At 62.3% G+C, this 20,585-nt stretch carries 20 protein-coding genes; 11 read left to right on the forward strand and 9 right to left on the reverse strand.

Annotated features, from left to right (window positions below; genetic code table 11):
- Positions 1–24: 24 nt before the first annotated feature.
- On the reverse strand, positions 25–1,059 hold the full coding sequence (gene mnmH, locus ACRRNM_RS12450; RefSeq protein ID WP_435628515.1) for a tRNA 2-selenouridine(34) synthase MnmH: 1,035 nt from the start codon (positions 1,057–1,059) through the stop codon (positions 25–27).
- 19 nt (positions 1,060–1,078) lie between these two features.
- Here mnmH and selD point away from each other — a divergent pair, with 19 nt between their 5' ends.
- The 3 genes from selD (at position 1,079) to ACRRNM_RS12465 (ending at position 4,965) form a co-directional block, all read left to right on the forward strand.
- Entirely contained in the window at positions 1,079–2,119 is a 1,041-nt protein-coding gene (gene selD, locus ACRRNM_RS12455) for a selenide, water dikinase SelD (RefSeq protein WP_435628516.1), read from the forward strand.
- 71 nt (positions 2,120–2,190) lie between these two features.
- On the forward strand, positions 2,191–3,729 hold the full coding sequence (gene murJ / locus ACRRNM_RS12460; RefSeq protein ID WP_435628517.1) for a murein biosynthesis integral membrane protein MurJ: 1,539 nt from the start codon (positions 2,191–2,193) through the stop codon (positions 3,727–3,729).
- A gap of 72 nt (positions 3,730–3,801) precedes the next feature.
- The gene (locus ACRRNM_RS12465) at positions 3,802–4,965 is read left to right on the forward strand and encodes a hypothetical protein (protein ID WP_435628518.1); all 1,164 of its coding nucleotides are present in this window, start codon (positions 3,802–3,804) and stop codon (positions 4,963–4,965) included.
- 250 nt (positions 4,966–5,215) lie between these two features.
- Here ACRRNM_RS12465 and ACRRNM_RS12470 read toward each other — a convergent pair whose 3' ends face one another.
- The 3 genes from ACRRNM_RS12470 to ACRRNM_RS12480 form a co-directional block, all read right to left on the reverse strand.
- Entirely contained in the window at positions 5,216–5,590 is a 375-nt protein-coding gene (locus ACRRNM_RS12470; protein WP_435628519.1) for a helix-turn-helix domain-containing protein, read from the reverse strand.
- A 2-nt stretch (positions 5,591–5,592) separates the two neighbouring features.
- On the reverse strand, positions 5,593–5,886 hold the full coding sequence (locus tag ACRRNM_RS12475) for a type II toxin-antitoxin system HigB family toxin (protein WP_435628520.1): 294 nt from the start codon (positions 5,884–5,886) through the stop codon (positions 5,593–5,595).
- Positions 5,887–6,085: 199 nt separating this feature from the next.
- On the reverse strand, positions 6,086–6,484 hold the full coding sequence (locus ACRRNM_RS12480; RefSeq protein ID WP_435628521.1) for a hypothetical protein: 399 nt from the start codon (positions 6,482–6,484) through the stop codon (positions 6,086–6,088).
- A gap of 184 nt (positions 6,485–6,668) precedes the next feature.
- Here ACRRNM_RS12480 and ACRRNM_RS12485 point away from each other — a divergent pair, with 184 nt between their 5' ends.
- The gene (locus ACRRNM_RS12485) at positions 6,669–7,019 is read left to right on the forward strand and encodes an STAS domain-containing protein (RefSeq protein WP_435628522.1); all 351 of its coding nucleotides are present in this window, start codon (positions 6,669–6,671) and stop codon (positions 7,017–7,019) included.
- Between the two features lie 40 nt (positions 7,020–7,059).
- Here the strand turns inward: ACRRNM_RS12485 and ACRRNM_RS12490 are convergent, their stop codons facing one another.
- From ACRRNM_RS12490 to cysB, 3 genes are all read right to left on the reverse strand, one after another.
- A complete protein-coding gene (locus tag ACRRNM_RS12490) occupies positions 7,060–7,368 on the reverse strand; it encodes a hypothetical protein (RefSeq protein ID WP_435628523.1) in 309 nt (102 codons plus the stop codon).
- An 81-nt stretch (positions 7,369–7,449) separates the two neighbouring features.
- Entirely contained in the window at positions 7,450–8,190 is a 741-nt protein-coding gene (locus ACRRNM_RS12495; RefSeq protein WP_435628524.1) for an NADPH-dependent oxidoreductase, read from the reverse strand.
- A 152-nt stretch (positions 8,191–8,342) separates the two neighbouring features.
- Entirely contained in the window at positions 8,343–9,269 is a 927-nt protein-coding gene (gene cysB, locus ACRRNM_RS12500; protein ID WP_435628525.1) for an HTH-type transcriptional regulator CysB, read from the reverse strand.
- 107 nt (positions 9,270–9,376) lie between these two features.
- Here cysB and ACRRNM_RS12505 point away from each other — a divergent pair, with 107 nt between their 5' ends.
- The 7 genes from ACRRNM_RS12505 (at position 9,377) to ACRRNM_RS12535 (ending at position 18,240) form a co-directional block, all read left to right on the forward strand.
- Positions 9,377–10,159, forward strand: coding sequence for a sulfite exporter TauE/SafE family protein (locus tag ACRRNM_RS12505; protein WP_435628526.1), 783 nt, complete (start codon positions 9,377–9,379; stop codon positions 10,157–10,159).
- Positions 10,160–10,198: 39 nt separating this feature from the next.
- Positions 10,199–12,229, forward strand: a complete 2,031-nt coding sequence (locus ACRRNM_RS12510; protein ID WP_435628527.1) for a nitrite/sulfite reductase — start codon at positions 10,199–10,201, stop codon at positions 12,227–12,229.
- Positions 12,226–12,927, forward strand: a complete 702-nt coding sequence (locus tag ACRRNM_RS12515; RefSeq protein ID WP_435628528.1) for a phosphoadenylyl-sulfate reductase — start codon at positions 12,226–12,228, stop codon at positions 12,925–12,927. The genes ACRRNM_RS12510 and ACRRNM_RS12515 overlap by 4 nt, the downstream gene beginning before the upstream one ends.
- Before the next feature lie 72 nt (positions 12,928–12,999).
- Positions 13,000–13,905: a sulfate adenylyltransferase subunit CysD gene (gene cysD, locus ACRRNM_RS12520; RefSeq protein ID WP_435628529.1), complete on the forward strand. Its 906-nt coding sequence runs from the start codon at positions 13,000–13,002 to the stop codon at positions 13,903–13,905.
- Between the two features lie 143 nt (positions 13,906–14,048).
- Positions 14,049–15,302, forward strand: coding sequence for a sulfate adenylyltransferase subunit CysN (cysN, locus tag ACRRNM_RS12525; protein ID WP_435628530.1), 1,254 nt, complete (start codon positions 14,049–14,051; stop codon positions 15,300–15,302).
- 151 nt (positions 15,303–15,453) lie between these two features.
- Positions 15,454–16,425 carry a CobD/CbiB family protein gene (locus ACRRNM_RS12530; RefSeq protein WP_435628531.1) on the forward strand — a complete coding sequence of 324 codons (972 nt, stop codon included), beginning with the start codon at positions 15,454–15,456 and terminating at the stop codon, positions 16,423–16,425.
- 21 nt (positions 16,426–16,446) lie between these two features.
- Positions 16,447–18,240, forward strand: coding sequence for an ABC transporter transmembrane domain-containing protein (locus tag ACRRNM_RS12535; RefSeq protein WP_435628532.1), 1,794 nt, complete (start codon positions 16,447–16,449; stop codon positions 18,238–18,240).
- Between the two features lie 12 nt (positions 18,241–18,252).
- On the opposite strand, the gene ACRRNM_RS12540 is transcribed toward ACRRNM_RS12535, so the two are convergent.
- Together ACRRNM_RS12540 and glgP are read right to left on the reverse strand one after the other, a co-directional pair.
- Complete coding sequence (locus ACRRNM_RS12540) at positions 18,253–18,801, reverse strand: DedA family protein (protein ID WP_435628533.1); 549 nt, start codon at positions 18,799–18,801, stop codon at positions 18,253–18,255.
- Between the two features lie 31 nt (positions 18,802–18,832).
- A complete protein-coding gene (glgP, locus tag ACRRNM_RS12545; protein ID WP_435628534.1) occupies positions 18,833–20,575 on the reverse strand; it encodes an alpha-glucan family phosphorylase in 1,743 nt (580 codons plus the stop codon).
- Between the last annotated feature and the right edge of the window lie 10 nt (positions 20,576–20,585).

A 20,585-nucleotide genomic window follows, 5' to 3' on the forward strand; every position in this document is an offset into this window, starting at 1 on the left:
CACCCTGTCAGGCTAAAGCCTGACCTACAACATGGCCGCTACCGAGTGCAGCGCATCCGGCGACAGGCTCGCAAGCGGGATGCGCCGCGCCTCATCGAGATTCGCATAGTGGTTGGAGGTCGCGCGGAAGTAGCTCGGGTCGTAGTGCAGCGTGAGCAGCTCGGCGACCAGCGCGGAAAAGTCGCCGGCGCGGATCAATGCGGCCCAGTTCTCCAGCCGCTTGGCGCCGTGGAAGCGGTGTAGCGCCTGCAGATGCGCGATCAGCGTCTCCGGGCTTTCGGGGTAGTGGCGGTAGTCCTCCAGCAGCCCGGCGACGCGCAGATCGAGCGGCGTCTCCAGCAGCAGGCACTTACCGGCGTGCATCGCGCCGGACAGCGCATCGGGCAGGGTGAGGTTGCCGATCTTGCTGCTCTCCGCCTCCACGTAAACCGGGCGCGCCGGGTCGAGCTGCCGCAGTGCCTGCAGCAACTCGCTGTCGAATTGTTTCTGCGAGGGCTGCGGTTCTCCGGGCAGCCTGCCCAGCACCGAGCCGCGGTGCCGCGCGAGCGCTTCGAGGTCGAGCACCTGCCAGCCATTATTAGCCAGCGCCGCGAGCAGGCGGCTCTTGCCCGAGCCGGTCGGGCCGCAGATCACGTTGAATGCAAACTGCTGCGGCAGGCGGGCGAGTTCATCCAGCACGCCGCGCCGGTAAGTCTTGTAGCCGCCATCGAGCTGGTGTGCCGCCCAGCCGACCTGCGCGAGGATGATGCACATCGCGCCGCTGCGCTGCCCGCCGCGCCAGCAGTAGACCAGCGGGCGCCACGACTTGGGGTGGTCGTGGAAGCGCGTCTGCAGGTGATGCGCGATGTTCTTCGCGACCAGCGCAGCACCCATCTTGCGCGCCTCGAACGGCGACACCTGCTTGTACAGCGTACCGACTTTGACGCGCTCCTCGTCGGACAGCACCGGGCAGTTGATCGCGCCGGGAATGTGATCCTCGGCGAATTCCGCCGGGGTGCGCACGTCGATAATTTCGTCAAATTCGCCGAGCTGTGATAGGTTCGCGGTTCTGAAAAGCATTGTTGAAAGAGGAGTTGATGTGTCTGAAGTGAAATTGACCCAATTGTCGCACGGTGGCGGCTGCGGCTGCAAAATCGCACCGGCGCTGCTGCAGCAGATCCTGGGCGAGGCCAAGCAAAAGCTGCCGTTCGCCGACCTGCTGGTCGGCACCGAGACCAGCGACGATGCGGCGGTGTACCGCCTCAACGACCGGCAGGCGGTCATCGCGACCACCGATTTCTTCATGCCCATCGTCGACGATCCCTTCGACTTCGGCTGCATCGCCGCGACCAACGCGCTCTCCGACGTGTACGCGATGGGCGGCACGCCGATCATGGCGCTGGCCATCGTCGGCATGCCGGTCAACAAGCTGCCGGTCGAGGCGATCCGCGCGATCCTGCGGGGCGGCGAGGCTGTCTGCGAGGAGGCTGGCATCCCACTCGCGGGCGGGCATTCCATCGATACCCCTGAGCCGATCTACGGGCTGGTGGCCATCGGCATCGTGCATCCCGAGAGGCTCAAGAAAAACAGCGGTGCGCGGGCGGGCGATGTGCTGATCCTCGGCAAGGGGCTGGGTGTAGGTGTGCTCGCTGCTGCGCTGAAGAAGGGCGCGCTGTCCGCCGAGGGCTATGCGCAACTGATCGCCATCACCACCCAGCTCAACACGGTGGGCAGCACGCTGTCCGAATCGGACGGCGTGCACGCGCTGACCGACGTGACCGGCTTCGGCCTGCTCGGCCACCTGCTGGAAATATGCCGCGGCTCCGGGCTGGGCGCGGAGCTGAAGTTCGACCGGGTGCCGGTGCTCCCCGAGGCGCTCCCGCTCGCGCAGCAGGGTATCGGCCCCGGCGCGATCGAGCGCAACCTCGCGAGCTACGGGCATGAAGTGGACTTCGCGCCGCACCTGGAGGAATGGCAGCGCCGCCTGCTCGCCGACGCGCAGACCAGCGGCGGGCTGCTGGTGAGCGTCGCGCCGGAGGCGGCGGACGGGGTGCTGGACTGCTTCAGGAGCGCCGGGTTCGCGCATGCGGCGGTGATCGGCGAGATGCTGCAGGGTGCGCCGAAGGTAACGGTAATTTAGAAGCTGTCTGAAAATTGCAGCGTCGGCCGCAATGATATGATGCGCGGCGTTTGCAGCGTAAACACAAGACAATGAACCTCCTCAAAGCCCTCGCCACCGTCAGCAGCCTGACCCTGCTTTCGCGCATCCTCGCCTTCGTGCGCGACGTGCTGATCGCGCGGGTGTTCGGCGCGGGGGCGGCGACCGATGCGTTCTTCGTCGCCTTCAAGCTGCCCAACCTGCTGCGCCGCCTGTTCGCCGAGGGCGCGTTCTCGCAGGCCTTCGTGCCGATCTTCGGCGAATACCGGAACCGGCGCGGGCACGACGAGACCAAGCTGCTCGTCGATCACGTCACCACGATGCTGGCGCTGATCCTGTTCGTGGTCACGCTGATCGGCATCGTCGCCGCACCCATCCTCGTCTACATCAGCGCGCCGGGTTTTGCGGCGGATGCGGGGAAGTTCGAGCTCACCGTGCGATTGCTGCAAATCACCTCGCCGTACATCTTCTTCATCTCGCTGGTCTCGGTCGCGGCGGGCATCCTCAACACCTACAACAAATTCTGGGTGCCGGCCTTCGCGCCCATCCTGCTCAACGTCTGCTTCATCGGCGGCGCGCTGTGGCTCGCGCCTTATTTCGATCCGCCGATCCTGGCACTGGCCTGGGCGGTGTTCGTCGCGGGCATCGTGCAACTCGTGTTCCAGTTGCCGTTCCTGAAGAAGATCGGAATGTTGCCGAGCATCCGCCTCAACCTCAAGGATGAAGGCATGTGGCGCGTCATCAAACAGATGGGGCCGGCGGTGTTCGGCGTGTCCATCGCGCAGATCAGCCTGATTATCAACACCATCTTCGCCTCGTTCCTCGTCGCGGGCAGCGTGTCCTGGCTGTATTACGCCGACCGGCTGATGGAATTTCCCAATGGCCTGCTCGGCGTGGCGCTCGGCACCATCCTGCTGCCCTCTTTATCCAAATGCCACTCCAGCAACGACACGGTCGAATACTCGAGGCTGCTCGATTGGGGTCTGCGCCTGACCATCATGCTCACGCTGCCCGCCGCGCTGGCGCTAGGCATGATCGCCGTGCCGCTCTTGGCGACCTTTTTCCAGCACGGCGTATTTTCCGCGCACGACGTGCTGATGACGCGCAACGCGCTGGTCGGCTACAGCATCGGGCTGGTCGGTATGATCCTGGTGAAAATTCTCGCCCCCGGTTTCTACGCGCGGCAGGACATCAGGACGCCGGTGAAGATCGGCATCGCCACGCTGGTCGCGACGCAACTGATGAACCTCGCCTTCATCGGCTGGCTGCAGCACGCCGGCCTCGCGCTCGCCATCGGGCTCGGCGCATGCTTTAACTCCGCGATCCTGTTCCACCTGTTGCGCAAGCGTGGCATCTACCGGCCCGAGCCGGGCTGGGCGAAATTCTTCGCCAAGGTGTGCGTCGCGCTGCTCGCGCTCGGCCTCGTGCTGTGGTTCGGCATGGGCGCAGAGCAAAGCTGGCTGACCCGCACCGGCTGGCCGCGCATCCTGCACCTGGCCGCGCTGGTCGCGGGTGGTGTGGCGGTGTATTTCGTGGTGCTCGCCGCGCTGGGGTTCCGCCCGAGGGATTTTTCCAAGCGGGCGGTGAGTTGAACTGCCGCTTCTGCGGCTTGCCCTCGATTGTGGCGGGTAAAATAATTTGAAGCCGATCCTTTATAATCGGAAATGCGCAATTTCAAGGCCCAGATAATCGACTCTGGAGCTAGCCAGAACCCATTCCTCGCGATGGCTGAGGCTGGCGTTCAACCTGAAGAAATCAAGCAATTTGTCATCGACACATTGCTTCCATACTTTGAAAACCGCGATATCCTCGAAGAGTTTGCGATCGATGTATTAGCGCCGGAAGTTGTGAATATCTACAAGACAAAACAGAACCCAACCATCGAAGCTGGGTTTCACTTTGTGTTGCAACTTTATAGGCGCGCCAAGCTTTCTGATGGAAATGCATCACTGAATGCTTGTGCAGACGCCGAAGGCGATATTTCAGCAGGCCTTGCCCACTATTGGAGTTGCATGTATCTGGAGCAAGAAAAAGCCGAGCTTGAAATTCACGAATTTGCCTTTGAATGCTTTAGGCTTATGGGTACGCTGATCGAAGCATGCATTCAGCCTTTCCTTCGCGATCTATTGCGCCAAGCAAGAATTGTTCGGGGAAAGAATCCCACCCTACCAACTAATATGTCACTAGGAAATCTGGTAGGAGAGCTGTTTGATACGCTCGGTTTTCCAGAATTGATGGCCCCGTCTCCGTGGGGAATACGGCTTAACCAATGGCGAAACATTGCGCAGCATCACAGAACACGAGTTGAAGCTGACCGTATTGTTGGTACGTATGGGGAACATCCAAACGAACAAGAAGTGTCTCTGTCGCGCAGCGAGTTGATGGAGGCTCTCAGGGCCATTGCGGCAATTTTCAACGCTATTAAGCTAGCTCGAACGATCTACTTCATTGACAACCTCCGGCAGTTGAAGCCGTTACTCCGTGAAACAAATCTTCGAGAGGATGCTCGCCTCCTATCCATTGTTACTGCGATCTCCTCGCAGGGCTTCCGTGTTTCGAACATTCACCTCTCGGATTCCGAAGCCACACTAGAACTAGTCGACCTGCAAAGTCCTTCGGAGCAGCGGGTCATACATGCCAGTCAATTTCTTTTGCCCCTGTGGGCGGAAACAGAGCGCGCAAGCCTAAAGGTTGTATATAGCAATCAAGCTGGCGACTACGTTGTCGAGTTCGAAACAACCGGCGAAGCATGCTCATTGCTGGACAGTGAAGAGGCTACCGTTGAGCAGTACCTTCAACAGGTTTCATTTAAGCGACGTCCCACATGATAGAGCTGTTCAAGAATTAAAGGGGTTAGCTCAGCTTCACCTTTTATCTAGCCGCTCAGCGCTAGATGCGTTCCACCAGTTTCTCTACCTGCTGGGCGGTGGCGTCCCATATCCCCGTCGGCCCGGCCTTTATGATCTCATCCCCCTGCCAGTTTTCGAGATGCTTAAGCATGGTTTCCTCGACCCAACCGGCGAACTTGTCGCGTTCCTCCTTCAGTTTTTTCAGTTGCGTGCTGGCTACAAAGGCAGCCTATGCTGCTTGCCGCAATTCGTAATCCGCAATCAACACATCGGCGGGCAAGTCCAAGCCTTCGGACAGCCGCCGGATCATGGCAAGGGTGAGCGGGCGGGTGCGGTTTAATACCTCGGCCACGCGGCCACGGGTGCCGATGTAGGGCTCCAAATCCTTGCGCGTCAGGCCGCGCGTTTCTATCACGTAGTTCAAAAAATCGATGGGGTCGGGTGCGGGGATGGGGTGATGCCTGGCTTCGTATTTCTCCACCAGCATTGCCAGTACTTCGACTTTGTCCGCTTGCGGTGTGCCCTCCGGCGCATCGAACAGCACTTCGATTTCGCGCAGGGCTGCCTTGTATTCGGTTCTGGTTTTGATCGGTTTAAGTTCCATTTCTATACCCTTTCCGCGTTGATCGCGTCGTATTCGGCGTGGGTTCCAACGAAGCGTATGTACATCATGCGCCGGTTGTAATGCACGGCAACTACCAGGCGAAAATCATTGCCCTTGATGTTGAACACCACGCGGTTGCTTCCCACGAAACTGGCATTGCGGTGCGCCGCCTTGATTGCCGCCGGGTTTTTCCAGTCTGCCCGGCTGGCGTCGACAAACCACGCGCGCAGCGGCGTTTCCGCTTGCGGATGCTTGTTCCAGAATTCACGCAGGGTGCTCACGGCTATTACTCGCATGATGCCACTCTAGCATGCTCCCATTGTGGGTGCAATGATGCCGAGGCTATCGGGCGGTTGGCGGATGTCCGCGGATAAAAGCCTGTTATGTGCTGTGTGAGGATGAGGCGTTGCCATGAGCCTGGCAGGGCGCAACAAGCAACGCGCATGGCTTGGGCATCAATCAACCCATGTGGCGCAATACGCTTCCGCTATGGTGCTAGCGCTTTTCCGCGCGCAGCAGCGCATGCACGATCTCGCACACCATGGCCTTGTGTTTTGGCGTCAGGCGCTGGAAATCTTCCGGCAGGGAGGCGATGGCTTCTTCACCATAGGTGGCCCGCTCCTCCTCTACCTTGAATGTGGTCATATTCTTTTCGCCTTCTCCGTAGTGCAGCCAGTGGGGCGAGGCCTTCAGCCATTTTGCGAGGGCGCGGATTTTGTCCCCTGCGGGAATCGCCTCCCCGTTGAGCCACTTGCGCACGGCCTGGGCCGTGACCGGCTTGCCCAGATAACGCCGGTTGAATTCGTAAGCCACATGCGTGGGGCTGGCCGTGCCGATCCCAGCATCGTTCAGCAGGCGCGTCAGCCGCTTGCCGAAGGATTCTTTTTCGTTCATCAAAGTCATGTTTCAAAGCTATCACTTGGCAGGTAACTACCGGTTGCTTTGTGTGGTAACTGGTAGTAGATTGCGTGGGTGATCGGGCGTAATGGGTATTCACCGTGGACATTTGCTTTCCGCAGAATGAAGTGCATCGCATTTTCCGGCTAACTGGGACGCCGCTCGGAAAGGGCGGGTTTTCATGGAGCGCAAAATGGGCAGGCATGCATTCAAACTTTCGATAGAAGGCGACATGACGATTCCCCTGGTGGAGGAACTGGAGGAGGCGATCCTGCCTGTCATCGGGAAGTGCCGGCAAATCGAGATCGATCTCTCGCAAGTCTCGGAAATCGATCGGGCAGGGCTGTTGCTGATGGTGGTCCTCAAACTGGAAGCATTTACGCAAAATGTAGGTTTGTATTTTACTGGGCATAGCGAGCCTGTCATGGAAATGCTTGATTTGTGCGATTTGGGGAGGTTGCTCGATGCGCCTGCCGTGGCGGGGTTTGCCAGGCGTGGATTGATGTCTCACCGAATGGGCAGTGCGCGTTGACCTCGCGATCGTCGCACGCGAAGAGATTCAGGGAACCTTCTCAGCGCTCGATGCGCTCCACCAGCCTTTCCACCTGCTGGGCGACGGCGTCCCAGATGCCCATCGGCCCTGCGCTGCTGATGCTGTCCTCACGCCAGTTTTCGAGCGGTCTCTTGCGGGTTTCATCGAGCCAGGCGGCGAGCCGGTCGCGCTCCTCCATCAGTTTCTCCAGTTCCGCGCTGATGTCGGCCTCTCCGGGAGTGTGATTCAGCCTCTTCTCGGCCTGGGCCAGCAGCTCATCGACATGCCGCAGGCGCAGGTCGTATTCGCTGATGCGTTGCTCCGCCAGCAAGCGGTAGATGTCTCTCATTTGCGCCTCCGGTATCGGTGTGTCCGGAAGCATTATTTGTGCGGGGCCATCCCGCACAATGGGGGGGAAGTATGCAGTGGGCTACTTGTCGTTCAGCAACCCCTGCATCGCCGCGACCGGTTTGACCTGCGGGAAATACACCTGCTTATAGAAGTTGCCGAGGTTGCTCGACCACGGCATGCCGTCGCTGCGCCCGATCTGTTTCCAGTAGTCCATGAGGGCGGTGTCGTAGGCGTCGATGGCGGCCGGGTAGCCGGAGGCGTCGTAGTGCTCGTCGTGGCGGAAGGTCTTGATGTCCATGCGTGGCTTCGGTAGCACGTCATCCCTGATATGGCCGATGCACAGGCCGACCAGCGGGAAGGTGAGCGGCGGCAGGCCGAGCAGGTCTATTATGCCATGCGGGTTGCGGCGGATGCCGCCGATCGGGACGATGCCGAGGCCGAGCGATTCGGCGGCGGTGATCAACGTGCCGAGGACGATGCCCGCATCAGTCGCGGCGACGCCGAAGCCTTCCATACTTTCGTGGATGATCTGCGCCTGTCCCGCCTTGCGCGTACCGAGGTCGGTCTTGTGGAAGTCGATCGCGATGACGATGAACACCGGCGCCTGCGCGATCCACGGCTGTCCGCCGGCAAGTTCGGCGATGCGCGCGCGCTTTTCCGCGTCGCGCACCACGACCAGCGAAATCTCCTGCGCGTTCATCGAGGTCGGTGCGCGGTGTGCGGCGGCGACGATTTCATTGAGCATTTCATCGCTGACCGGGTCGGGTCTATAGCTGCGGATGCTGCGGTGGGATTGCTGGATGCGCAGGGTCTCGTTCATGGTTTTCTCCTGATTTTCATGGTGGATGCCGCTCTTGATGATGGAAATATATCCCCGTAGGAGCGCAGCTTGCTGCGCGAAAATTCACTTGTCACAGAGTACGATCGCCCGATGAATCGGGCTCCTACGGGGCAACGGAACATGATTTCACGTTAAGGGTTGACGTGCATGGCCTTCGCCACCGCCTCGTGGGTCAGGTGCGGGGCGAACAGCTCGATAAAGTCGTAGGTATAGCCGCGCAGGTATTCGTTCTTGCGGATCGCGATGCGCGTGGTGTTGGGCTTGAACAGGTGCTTGGCGCCGATCATGCGCAGGTGCCGGTCGCGCTCCGGGACGAAGGCGATCTCGGCGAGGATGCCGATACCCAGCCCGAGTTCCACGTAGGTTTTGATCACGTCGGCGTCGATGGCGGTGAGCGCGATGTTCGGCGTTATGTTCGCCTTCTCGAAGGCCTCGTTGATCTTGCCGCGTCCGCTGAAGGCGAAGTCGTAGGTGACGATGGGGTATTGCGCGATTTTCGCCAGCGTCAGCCGCTTCTCTTCCAGCAGCGGATGCCTGGGCGGCACGACCACGCAGTGGTGCCATTCGTAGCACGGCAATGTAACGAGGTCGTCATACAGCGACAGGCTTTCGGTGGCGATCGCGACATCGGCCTCGCCGTTCAGCACCTGCTCGGCGATCTGCGTCGGGTTGCCCTGATGCAGGCCGAGCTTCACTTTCGGGTAGCGTTTGATGAATTGCTTGACCACGGGCGGCAGGATGTAGCGCGCCTGGGTGTGCGTGGTGGCGATAGTCAGGTGGCCGCTGTCCTGCGCGTGGAATTCCTGCCCGACCTGGCGGAGGTTTTCCGCGTCGTGCAGCATGCGCCGGGCGATGTCGAGGATGGCCTGGCCGGGCTCGGTGATCGCGACGACGCGCTTGCCGTTGCGCACGAAGATGTCGATACCCAGCTCCTGCTCCAGTTGCCTGATCTGCTTGCTGATGTTGGGCTGTGAGGTGTACAGCACATCGGCGGCATCGGAAATCTTCAGGCCGCGCCGCACGATCTCGTTGAAGTAGCGCAGTTGCTGTAAATTCATGGCGGCGTTCCTATATAACCAATAGTTATGTAATGTTAACAGAAAACCATTTGGGAATATAATCCCGCGTGGCTAGAATGCGCTCCTGAATTTTACGGGTGGTTTGCATGGACTGGATGTACACACTGTCAGGCTTTCTGGTCGGGCTGATCGTCGGCATCACCGGCGTGGGCGGCGGGTCGCTGATGACGCCGCTGCTGGTGCTGTTCTTCGGCGTGTCGCCGGCCACGGCGGTGGGGACGGACCTGCTGTATGCCTCGCTGACCAAGACGGTGGGCGGCTGGGTGCACGGGCGGCGCGGCACGGTGGACTGGAAGGTGTTCGGCCTGCTCGCGATGGGCAGCCTGCCGGCCGCCGTGATCACGATCGCGCTGCTGAAGTACCTCGCGCTGGACGAAAAATCCCTGCGCAGCTTGGTGACCGGCGTGCTGAGCGTGGCGCTGCTGGCGACTGCGGCGGCGTTGCTGCTGAAGGATCAGATCAAGAAGCTCGCGCGGCGCAGGGACGGCACGGTGTACGAGCTGCACCACCGCTACCTGCCGGCCGCGACGATCGCGACCGGCGCAGTTGTCGGCGCGCTGGTGACGGTCTCCTCCATCGGCGCGGGCGTGCTGGGCACGGTCGCCCTGCTGTTCCTCTATCCGCGCATGCCGGCGGTGAAGGTGGTGGGCACGGACATCGTCCATGCCGTGCCGCTGACCGCGCTGGCCGGGATGGGGCACATGGCGCTGGGCACGGTGGACCTGGTGCTGCTGGGCAGCCTGCTGCTGGGCTCGCTGCCCGGCATCTGGATCGGCAGCCACCTGAGCGCGAAGGTTCCGGAGCATGTGCTGCGCCCGGTGCTGGCGAGTATGCTTTTAATCATTGGCATCAAGATGGTGATGTACTAATTAATTTCTATCGCCATGTATAACTTTAAGGAAATTTCGATGAGCGTGAACACACAGGATTTGTCCGACCAGGCGGAAATCGACCGCTTCGAGCAGACCATCCAGGCCTTTAACGCCGGGACTCTGGATCTCGATCGCATGACGGCGGTGCGCCTGCAGCATGGCGTATACGGCCAGCGCCAGCACGGCGTGCACATGTTCCGCATCAAGGTGCCCGGCGGGCGCATGACGCCGGACCAGCTGGATGCGGTCGCGGATGTCGCCGCAGACTACTCGCAGAAAGACATTGCGCATATCACCACGCGCCACTCGCTGCAGATCCATTTCATCCCGCTCGACAGCACGCCCGCCGCGATGCGCCGCATCGCCGAGGTCGGCATGACCACGCGCGAGGCGTGCAGCAACACGGTGCGCAACATGACGGCCTGCGGCCTGTCCGGCGTGTGCCCGCGCGAGCGCGTCGATGTGACGAAGCATCTCGACTTTGCGGTGGTGCATTTCCTGCGCAACCCGCTCAACCAGCAGTTGCCGCGCAAATTCAAGTTCAGCTTCTCGGCCTGCGAGGCGGATTGCGCGCAGGCGATGCTGCACGACTGCGGCGTGGTGGCGATCGAGAAGGACGGTCAACACGGCTTCATGGTCAAGGCGGGCGGCGGCCTCGGGCACAAGCCGCGCGAGGCGATCGTGGTCGAGGAATTCATTCCCGAGCGCGAGCTGCTGTTCTCGCTGGAGGCGCTGGTAGCGCTGCACAACCGCTATTCCGACCGCACCAAGCGCGCCAAGTCGCGCATCAAGTTTCTCGTCGAACGCTTCGGTGAGCAGGGCTTCGTGGAGAAATACCGCGAGGAGTTCGAGCGCACCAGGGAGGCGCTCGCCGCGCAGGCCTGGCCGCAGGGCGAATGGCGCGCGCCGACCGCTGGCGAAATCCCCGGCCCCGGCGCGCCGCGCAGGCTGTTCCCGCAGCATCAGGCTGGTTTATCTGTGCTGCCGGTCGCGGTGCCGAACGGCGACCTGAATGTGGCGCAGTTGCGCGGGCTCGCCGCGCTGTTGCGCGCGCAGGGGCTGGACGAAATCCGCACCACGCAGGACCAGAACCTCTCCATCTTCAACGTGCCTCAGTCCAGCGTGGCCGTACTGCGCAGCGGCCTGGCCGAACTCGGCCTGCGCGAGCCGGCCGCCGGGGACAACGTCGTGGCGTGCCCCGGCACCTCGACCTGCCGCCTCGGCATCACCGCCAGCCCGGTAATCGCGCCGCAACTGTCCGGCGGCAAGGCCGACCTGCGCATCCGCGTGTCGGGCTGCCACAACGGCTGCGCGCAGCCGGAAACCGGCGACATCGGCATCTACGGCGAAGGCAAGCGCATGCACGGCAAACTGGTGCCGCATTACCAGATGTACTTCGCGGGCAGCGGCATGCAGAACGGTGCGCTGGCCGTGAAGGGCCTCGCATTGCCGGTGGCGCGCATCAAGCAGGGCATAGAGCGCGTACAGGCGGCGCACCTCGCCAGCGGCGAGGCGAGCTTCTTCGCCTGGGCGCGCGCGCAGGCACCGGATTATTTCGCGCAGCTGCTGGCCGACCTCGCCGAGGTGAAGGCCGAGGATTTGCAGTCGGTGATGCGCGATTACGGCGAGGCCGGCGACTTCCGCGTGCTGAACATGGGTGGCGGCGAATGCGCGGGCGTGTCGCAGGTGCTGATCGGTGCGAATTTCTTCGAGGCGGCGCACGAGCGCGAATACCGCAACGCACTGGTGTTCCAGCGCAAATACGACGAGGCGGCGCACTGCAACGAGGCGATCCTGCGCCTGCTCGGCTCGGGCATCGTGCAGTTGCTGGAGGGAGCGCATGACGGCGACCTCGAACAGCTCGCCGCACAACTGCGCGAGCTCACGCCCGGCGCACTCGCCGAGGAATTCGCGCAGGCGGCGGGCAGCCTCGGCGGCGATGCCGAGATTGACGCCGACACGCTCGCGGCGATCAGCGCGGCGGTGGACGGGTGGACGGTCAAGGCGGCGTCCTTCGCCTCTGAAAAGGATGCACAGCTCGACCTCACGGAGGCCCTGCCAAAATGAGCCTGCAACAAAAAATCGAACAGACCGTTGCCGTGCTGCAGCAGGCCGCGCGCGACTTCGCTCCGGTGTGCTTTGCCAACAGCCTCGGCGCGGAAGACATGGTGCTGACCGACCTGATCGCCAGACACAAGTTGGATATCGAGATGTTCAGCCTCGATACCGGCCGCCTGCCGCAGGAGACCTACGACCTGATGCAGGAAGTGCACCGGCTCTATGGCGTGCCGCTGAAAATCTATTTCCCGGACTGCACCGCGGTCGAGGAGTATGTCGGGCAGAACGGCGCGAATGCGTTCTACGACAGCGTGGAACTCCGCAAGCGCTGCTGCTACATCCGCAAGGTCGAGCCGCTCAGGCGCGCGCTCGTGGGCAAGCGTGCCTGGATCACCGGCATGCGCCGCGAGCAGGCCGTCACGCGCGGCGGCCTGGAAGTGTCGTCGTTTGACGTGGAGCACGGCCTGCAGAAATTCAATCCGCTGCTGGACTGGACGAATGCCGAGGTATGGGAGTACATCAAACAAAACGATGTGCCGTACAATAAGCTGCACGACCATTTCTACCCCAGCATCGGCTGCGCGCCCTGCACGCGCGCGGTGACCCCCGGCGAAGACATCCGCGCCGGAAGGTGGTGGTGGGAAGACCCGGAAAACAAGGAGTGCGGCCTGCATGTTGGAAAAAGCAGCCCTATAAAACGCGCATGAATAAATCGTCATTCCCGCCTTCGCGGGAATGACGAATGAATTTGATGCTTGAAAAATGAAAGAAAACTGAAGATGACTGCACATACTTTTACCCATCTGGATGCGCTGGAAAGCGAGTCCATCCACATCATGCGCGAGGTCGCGGCGGAGTGCAAAAACCCCGCCATGCTGTTTTCCGGCGGCAAGGATTCCATCGTGATGCTGCGCCTTGCCGAAAAGGCGTTCCGCCCGGCGCGCTTCCCCTTCCCACTGGTGCATATCGACACCGAGCACAACTTCCCGGAGGTGATTTTCACCCGCGACAAGCTGGCTGCCGATCTGGGTGAGCGGCTCATCGTGCGCTCGCTGGAAGACTCGATCAAGCGCGGCACCATCGTCATCAAGGATCCGGACAAGCCGCGCAACCCATACCAGTCCGTGACGCTGCTCGAGACCATCGCCGAGTTCGGCTTCGATGCCTGCATGGGCGGCGCGCGGCGCGACGAGGAAAAGGCGCGCGCGAAGGAGCGCATCTTCTCGTTCCGCGACGAGTTCGGCCAGTGGGACCCGAAGAACCAGCGCCCCGAGCTGTGGGACATCTACAACACGCGCGTGCATGCGGGCGAGAACATCCGCGTGTTCCCGATCTCCAACTGGACCGAGATGGATATCTGGCAATACATTGCGCGCGAGAAGCTGTACATCCCGGAAATCTACTATGCGCACGAGCGCGAAGTGATCCGCCGCGGCAGCGCGGTCATTCCGGTGTCGCATCTGGTGCAGCCCAAGCCGGGCGAAAAAGTGGAGGTGCTCTCGGTGCGTTTCCGCACCGTAGGCGACATGACCTGTACCGCGCCGGTGGAATCGACCGCACGCAATGCGCAGGAAATCATCGACGAGACCTCGACCACGCGCATCACCGAGCGCGGTGCGACACGCATGGACGACCAGACTTCGGAGGCTTCGATGGAGCTGCGCAAGAAGGAAGGGTATTTCTGAACCGTCATTCCGGCGCAGGCCGGAATCCAGATAATTAAAGAAGGACCACCGCAACGCGGTGACAAGGCCTAAGGCATATTGAATAAACCGCTGGATTCCGGCCTGCGCCGGAATGACGAAGCCGAAAAATTTGAGGTTACATTATGAGCAACACGACACAACTGTTACGTTTCATCACCGCCGGCAGCGTGGACGACGGCAAGAGCACGCTGATCGGCCGCCTGCTGCACGACTCGAAGTCGATCTTCGAAGACCAGCTCTCCGCAATTTCCAAGACCAGCGAGAAGCGCGGTATGGCCGCCGTTGACCTCTCGCTGCTAACTGACGGCCTGCAGGCCGAGCGCGAGCAGGGCATCACCATTGACGTGGCCTACCGCTACTTCGCCACGCCGAAGCGCAAGTTCATTATTGGCGACACGCCGGGCCACGAGCAGTACACGCGCAACATGGTCACCGCCGCGAGCACGGCGAACCTGGTGGTCATTTTGATCGATGCGCGCAAGGGTGTGCTCACGCAGACGCGCCGCCATACTTTCCTCGCGAGCCTGGTCGGCGTGCCGCACATCGTGCTGGCCGTGAACAAGATGGACATGGTCGATTACTCCGAAGACACGTTCAACGCTATCGTCGCCGAGTACCGCGCCTTTGCGGCACAACTCGGCATCCATGAAGTGACCTGTATCCCGATGTCCGCCCTGAACGGCGACATGGTGGTGGAGCATGGCGACAACCTGAGCTGGTACAAGGGCGCACCGCTGCTGGAATTCCTGGAAAACGTGGCGATCGATTACGACGTGAACACCGCCGATTTCCGCTATCCGGTGCAATGGGTGTGCCGCCCGCAGACGCAGGAATACCATGATTTCCGCGGCTACATGGGGCGCATCGAATCGGGCGAGGTCGCGGTCGGCGACGAGATCACCGTGCTGCCCTCGGGCCGCACCAGCAAGGTGAAGGGGATCGTTGCCTACAACGACAAGCTGCAGCGCGCCTATGCGCCGCAATCCATCACCATCACGCTGGCCGACGAGATCGACATCTCGCGCGGCGACATGTTCGTGAAGGGGGGCGGAAATCCGCCCAGAGTGGAAAAGGAATTCGAGGCCATGCTGTGCTGGCTGGCCGAAGCGCCGCTGGACAAGAATCGCAAGTACATCATCAAGCACACCACGCGCATGGTGAAATGCCTGTTCTCGCACCTCGACTACCGCGTCGACGTGAACACCCTGGCGCACCACGAAACCGACAAGCTCAACATGAACGACATCGCGCGCGTTGCGATGAAGGTGCAGCAGCCGTTGGTGTTCGACCATTACCAGCACAACCGCGCCACCGGGAGCTTCATCGTGATCGACGAGGCGACGAACAACACCGTGGCGGCAGGGATGATCGTTTAACTCCCTGTCTTTGTGATCTCATTGGATGTTCGTTGGGCGGGTCTTGGCCCCGCCCTTTGATTTGCCTGGGCCTCCTCCTGCGCTGCTGCGCAATACAATCGTTGTGTGCTATCTTTCGCGCCATGCAAGTCGTTGAAACCTCCCCGATGCCATGAGCCTGTTTGCCCTGATCGCCGCGCTGTTGCTGGAGCAACTCCAGCCGCTCTCCTCGCGAAAATATCTGCATGGCTGGCTGTCCGGCTACGTCGATTTCTTCCAGCGGCACTTCAATGCCGGGCAGCACAGGCACGGCAAGATCGCCTGGCTGCTGGCGGTGCTGCCGTTGCTGGCTGGCGCGGTGGCGCTGTACTGGCTGCTGTGTCATGTGCATCCGGTGTTTGCCTGGGCTTTCAACGTGCTGGTGCTGTACCTCACGATGGGCTTTCGCCAGTTCAGCCACTATTTCACCGACATTCATGAGGCGTTGCGCAACGACAGGCTGGACGAGGCACGCGGGCTGCTGACCCGGTGGCGCGGCATTCCTGCGCACGAACTGAATGCCGAGGAAGTGGCGCGTGTCACCATCGAGGAAGCGCTGATCGCCTCACACCGCAACGTGTTTGGCGTGATCGTGTGGTTCGTGCTGTTCAGCGCAGTCGGCCTGGGCGGCGCGGCGGGCGCCTTGCTGTACCGTCTCGGGCAGTTCCTGCGCAAGCGCTGGGATGACGAGGATGCCGCCGCCGAGCCGGATATCCTGACGGGGGAGGACTGGGGCGGCGGCGAATTCGGCGGCTTCGCGCGCCAGGCGTTCTATGTGCTGGAATGGCTGCCGATCCGCATGACCGCCGCAACTTTCGCCATCGTCGGCGACTTCGAGGATACGGTGTATTGCTGGCGCACCCAGGCGGCGAGCTGGCCCGACCCTGAGGCGGGCATCCTGCTGGCCAGCGGCGCGGGGGCGCTCGGCGTGCGCCTCGGCATGCCGATCCCGCAGGGCGGCCTGCCGCTCGACAGGCCGGAGCTCGGCGTGGGCGACGATGCCGATGCCGACTTCATGCGCAGCACCATCGGCCTGGTGTGGCGCTCGGTGGTGTTCTGGATGATCCTGCTGTTGTTGCTGACGCTGGCGAGTTTACTGGGCTGACAGCGGCCTTCCGTGCCAGCCATGCCCCTCCCGAAACCACCCCAGCCCGCCATCCGGCGCCTGTCCCCGCTGCGCGACTTGTGGCCTTTCCTGCGTCCCTACCGTGCGCGGATCGCGCTTGCGCTTGCCTTGCTGTGCCTCGGCTCGGCCACCATGCTGCTGGTGCCGTTGGCATTCCGCGATCTGATCGATTTCGGTTTCGGGCAACGGGAAACAACCGGCAGCGGGCTGTTCGGCACATCCGGCCTGAGCAGTCACTTTGTCCTGCTGTTCGGGCTGGCGGCCCTCTGGGCGCTGACCGTGGCAGCGCGCTATTACACCGTGACCTGGGTCGGCGAGCGGGTTACGGCGGACCTGCGCAGCGCGGTGTACGCGCGCATGCTGATGCAGTCGCCGCAGTTCTTCGAGACGCTGCAGACCGGCGAAGTGCTCTCGCGGCTGACGGGCGATACCACGCTGATCCAGACCGTGGTCGGCAGCGCGATTTCGATGGGCCTGCGCAGCCTGTTCCAGTTCATCGGCGGCATGGTCATGCTGGCCGTGACCAGCTTCTACCTGTTCTCCCTGAACATCGGGCTGATGGCCCTGCTGATGCTGCCGATCTTCGCCATCGGCCGCAGGGTGAAGAAGCTGTCGCGCGAATCGCAGGACAGGATCGCCGACGCCTCGGCGCTGGCCAGCGAGATCCTCAACGCGATTCCGACGGTGCAGGCCTATACCCAGGAGCCGCAGGAAACCGGGCGCTTCGCGGGCCGCGCGGAGGCGAGCTTCGTCAGCGCGATCCGGCGCACGCGCGTGCGCGCTGCGATGACCGTCGTGGTCATCACCGCGGTGATGGGCACCATTATCTTCGTGCTGTGGGTCGGTGCGAACCAGGTGCAGCAGGGCAGCATGACCGGCGGGCAGCTGGCCTCGTTCATCCTCTACGCGGCGCTGGTGGCGGGCGGGGTGGGCACCATGGCGGAGACCTGGGGCGACGTGATGCGCGCGGCGGGGGCGACCGAGCGCCTGCTGGAGCTGCTGCATGCGGAAGCCGCCATCGTCGAGGCCGCCGCACCGCAGCCGCTGCCGAAGCCTTCACAGGCGGCGCTGCGCTTCGAGCAGGTCACCTTCCGCTACCCGGCGCGCCCGCAGCTCGCGGCGCTGTACGACGTCACGCTGGATGTCGCTCCCGGCGAAACTGTCGCGCTGGTCGGCCCTTCCGGCGCGGGCAAGACCACGCTGTTCCAGCTCTTGCTGCGCTTCTACGACGTGACGGACGGCTGCATCCGCTTCAACGGGCTGGACATCCGCCAGCTTGCGCTGCGCGAGCTGCGTGACAGGATCGCCATCGTGCCGCAGGACCCGGTGATCTTCTCGGCCGATGCGCTGGAGAACATTCGCTACGGCCGCCCCGATGCGAGCGACGCGGAAGTCGTCGCCGCCGCGAAGGCGGCGCTGGTGGACGAATTCATCGACCGTCTGCCGGAAGGCTACCAGACCTTCCTCGGCGAGCGCGGCATCCGCCTCTCCGGCGGACAGCGCCAGCGCATCGCCATCGCGCGCGCGATCCTGAAGGATGCGCCGCTGCTACTGCTCGACGAGGCCACCAGCGCGCTCGACGCGGAATCCGAAATCCTCGTGCAGCAGGGCTTGAACGCCGCGATGCAGGGGCGCACCACCCTCATCATCGCGCACCGGCTGGCCACCGTGCAGAAGGCCGACCGCATCGTCGTACTGGAGGAGGGGCGCATCATCGAGACCGGCGCGCCGGAAGACCTGCGCAAACAGGACGGGCTTTACGCGCGGCTCGCGAGCCTGCAGTTCGACGTTTGAACCGGCATCTCATCAGGACTTACGCCGCCTCCACAGCCATATGCCGGCTCCCGCCGCCAGGATGATGACCAGCACCGTTTCCTCGAATTGTTTGAGGTTGCCAATCCAGCTTTCCAGCGCCACGCCGAAATAGTACCCGGCTGACGCCACGGCAACGGCCCAGACCAGGGCGCCGGCCATGTTGAGCAAGGCGAATACCAGAAACGGGATGCTGCTCATGCCGATCACGAAGGGCCCCGCAATACGCAATCCATAAAAGAATCGTACTCCGAGGATGAGCGGAACATGATAACGATCCAGCAGCGACTGCACGACAGGCGCCTTGCGGCGCAGGGCGGGAAAACGCTGTAACAGCCGTTCGCCCTGCCACCGCCCGAGGAGGAACGCCGACTGGTCTCCCAGCGTGCTGGCGACAAAGGCGATGGCGATGACCCAGGATAAGTCGAGCATGCCGCGATGGGCGGCGAAACCGGCGGCGATCAGCACCGTCTCGCCTTCCAGGAAAGTGCCCGCGAACAGGGCATAGTAGCCGTAGCTGGCGATCAGTGCGGTGAGCGTCATGGCAATGGCTGCCTCAAGTTAACGGTGATCTTTACTTGAAATAGGCCTTGGTGATGTACTGGGACAGCATCCGCTCGGTGTTGAAGAACGATGCGTTGAGCGCGATCGAGTGGCGCATCAACTCGGCATAGCGATCCGGCTCGTTGCAGAACATCGGCAGGATGATCATCTCCAGCTTGTTGTACAGCGCGTGAGCGTCTTCGGCGCGGTTGTCGTGGCTCGCCATGCTGGCATCCTTGTCTCCGCCTATCGCCCAGCCGGTTATGCCTTCGATGCATCCTTCACCCCACCAGCCGTCCAGGATGCTGAACGAAGGAATGCCGTTGACGGCGGCCTTCATGCCGCTGGTGCCCGAGGCTTCGAGCGGCGGCTGCGGCGTGTTGAGCCAGAGGTCTACGCCGGAGGTGATCAGTTTTGCCAGATCGATACCGTAATCTTCCAGGTAAACCAGTTTGATTTTCCCCTTGAGCACCTCACTGATCTCGTGGATGCGGCGGATGACTTCCTTTCCCGGCGTGTCCTGCGGGTGCGCCTTGCCCGCATAGACGAGCTGGAACGGGCCGACCGTCTCCGCTATTCCGATGAGCCTCGCGGTGTCCCAGAACAGCAGGTCGGCGCGCTTGTAGACCGCCGCGCGCCGCGCGAAGCCGATGGTGAAGACATCGGGCTCGAAGTTCATGCCGGTGCGCCGGTTCACCTCTGCGAGAAGCGCTTCCTTTGCCTGGCGGTGCGCTGCCCAGATATGCCGTTTGGAGAGGTTGAGCGCGTAACGCAGGCTGGCGTTGTCCTCGCGCCAGCCCGGAATATGCTCGTCGAACAGCCTGGCGATGGAGGGACAGGCCCAGGTGGCCGCATGCACGCCGTTGGTGATGGAATGGATGTCGTACTTGGAGAACATCTGCTGTGCCACATGCCCGTGGCTCTTTGCCACGCCGTTGATGTAGTGGCTGTTGTCGAGCGCGAGGGAAGTCATATTCATCACGGCGTTGGGGCAAAATTCCTGCTCGCGTTCCGCAAACGCCCCCTCATAACCGGTGATCACGCTGTGCACGAGGTCCAGTGGAAACCTGTCCTGCCCGGCAGGCACCGGCGTGTGGGTCGTGAAAATGCACCTGGGTTTGACCAGATGCACCATCTCCGGCGTGATGGTGTGCCGGGTCTGCTCGTAGGCCATGTCCCAGGCTTGCCGGGAAAGTTCATACGCGAGCTCCAGGGTCAGCAGCGCGGCATGCCCTTCGTTCATATGGAAGCGCCTGATTTCGTTGGAGCCCCCATTCCCTCCGTAACCCAGGGCGCGCAGCATCCTGACCCCACCGATGCCCAGCACCGCCTCCTGGCAAAGCCGGTAGCGCAGGTCGCCGCCGTAAAGATGGTCGGTGAGGGGGCGATCCTGTGCGGCATTCTGTTCGAGGTCGGTATCGAGGAAATAAACCGGTACGCTGGAACCACCCACGCCTTTGACTTCGTACCTCCAGGCGCGCAGCAGAACCTGCCGCCCTTCGATCTCGATCGAGCAGCGCGGCTCCATTTCCTCCAACAGTTCGGCTACCGGCCAGACGGCGTCCGCTTCGCTTTGCCAGCCTGCGGCATCGAGCCGCTGGCGGAAATAGCCCTTGCGGTGCAGCAGGGTCACGACGACCATCGGAATGCCCAGATCCGCGGCGGAGCGCACGGTGTCTCCGGCCAGGATGCCGAGGCCGCCCGCATAGGTCGGCATGGCCTCAATGAGGCCGATCTCCATGGTGAAGTAGGCGATGTAGTCCTTGCCGTCCATGCCGGCCAGC

The sequence above is a fragment of the Ferrigenium straubiae genome (genome assembly GCF_051257895.1).
Lineage (GTDB): Bacteria > Pseudomonadota > Gammaproteobacteria > Burkholderiales > Gallionellaceae > Gallionella > Gallionella straubiae.

Bases quoted from the DNA above. Each gene is read 5' to 3' on its own strand.
- ACRRNM_RS12470 (WP_435628519.1), bottom strand. From the start codon at position 5,590: ATGGAACTTAAACCGATCAAAACCAGAACCGAATACAAGGCAGCCCTG.
- ACRRNM_RS12510 (WP_435628527.1), top strand. From the start codon at position 10,199: ATGAGCGTGAACACACAGGATTTGTCCGACCAGGCGGAAATCGACCGC.
- ACRRNM_RS12485 (WP_435628522.1), top strand. From the start codon at position 6,669: ATGGAGCGCAAAATGGGCAGGCATGCATTCAAACTTTCGATAGAAGGC.
- ACRRNM_RS12540 (WP_435628533.1), bottom strand. From the start codon at position 18,801: ATGACGCTCACCGCACTGATCGCCAGCTACGGCTACTATGCCCTGTTC.
- ACRRNM_RS12475 (WP_435628520.1), bottom strand. From the start codon at position 5,886: ATGCGAGTAATAGCCGTGAGCACCCTGCGTGAATTCTGGAACAAGCAT.
- ACRRNM_RS12535 (WP_435628532.1), top strand. From the start codon at position 16,447: ATGCCCCTCCCGAAACCACCCCAGCCCGCCATCCGGCGCCTGTCCCCG.
- cysB (WP_435628525.1), bottom strand. From the start codon at position 9,269: ATGAATTTACAGCAACTGCGCTACTTCAACGAGATCGTGCGGCGCGGC.
- cysD (WP_435628529.1), top strand. From the start codon at position 13,000: ATGACTGCACATACTTTTACCCATCTGGATGCGCTGGAAAGCGAGTCC.
- glgP (WP_435628534.1), bottom strand. From the start codon at position 20,575: ATGGACGGCAAGGACTACATCGCCTACTTCACCATGGAGATCGGCCTC.
- ACRRNM_RS12530 (WP_435628531.1), top strand. From the start codon at position 15,454: ATGAGCCTGTTTGCCCTGATCGCCGCGCTGTTGCTGGAGCAACTCCAG.
- murJ (WP_435628517.1), top strand. From the start codon at position 2,191: ATGAACCTCCTCAAAGCCCTCGCCACCGTCAGCAGCCTGACCCTGCTT.
- ACRRNM_RS12465 (WP_435628518.1), top strand. From the start codon at position 3,802: ATGCGCAATTTCAAGGCCCAGATAATCGACTCTGGAGCTAGCCAGAAC.
- ACRRNM_RS12490 (WP_435628523.1), bottom strand. From the start codon at position 7,368: ATGAGAGACATCTACCGCTTGCTGGCGGAGCAACGCATCAGCGAATAC.
- mnmH (WP_435628515.1), bottom strand. From the start codon at position 1,059: ATGCTTTTCAGAACCGCGAACCTATCACAGCTCGGCGAATTTGACGAA.
- ACRRNM_RS12495 (WP_435628524.1), bottom strand. From the start codon at position 8,190: ATGAACGAGACCCTGCGCATCCAGCAATCCCACCGCAGCATCCGCAGC.
- ACRRNM_RS12505 (WP_435628526.1), top strand. From the start codon at position 9,377: ATGGACTGGATGTACACACTGTCAGGCTTTCTGGTCGGGCTGATCGTC.
- ACRRNM_RS12480 (WP_435628521.1), bottom strand. From the start codon at position 6,484: ATGAACGAAAAAGAATCCTTCGGCAAGCGGCTGACGCGCCTGCTGAAC.
- ACRRNM_RS12515 (WP_435628528.1), top strand. From the start codon at position 12,226: ATGAGCCTGCAACAAAAAATCGAACAGACCGTTGCCGTGCTGCAGCAG.
- cysN (WP_435628530.1), top strand. From the start codon at position 14,049: ATGAGCAACACGACACAACTGTTACGTTTCATCACCGCCGGCAGCGTG.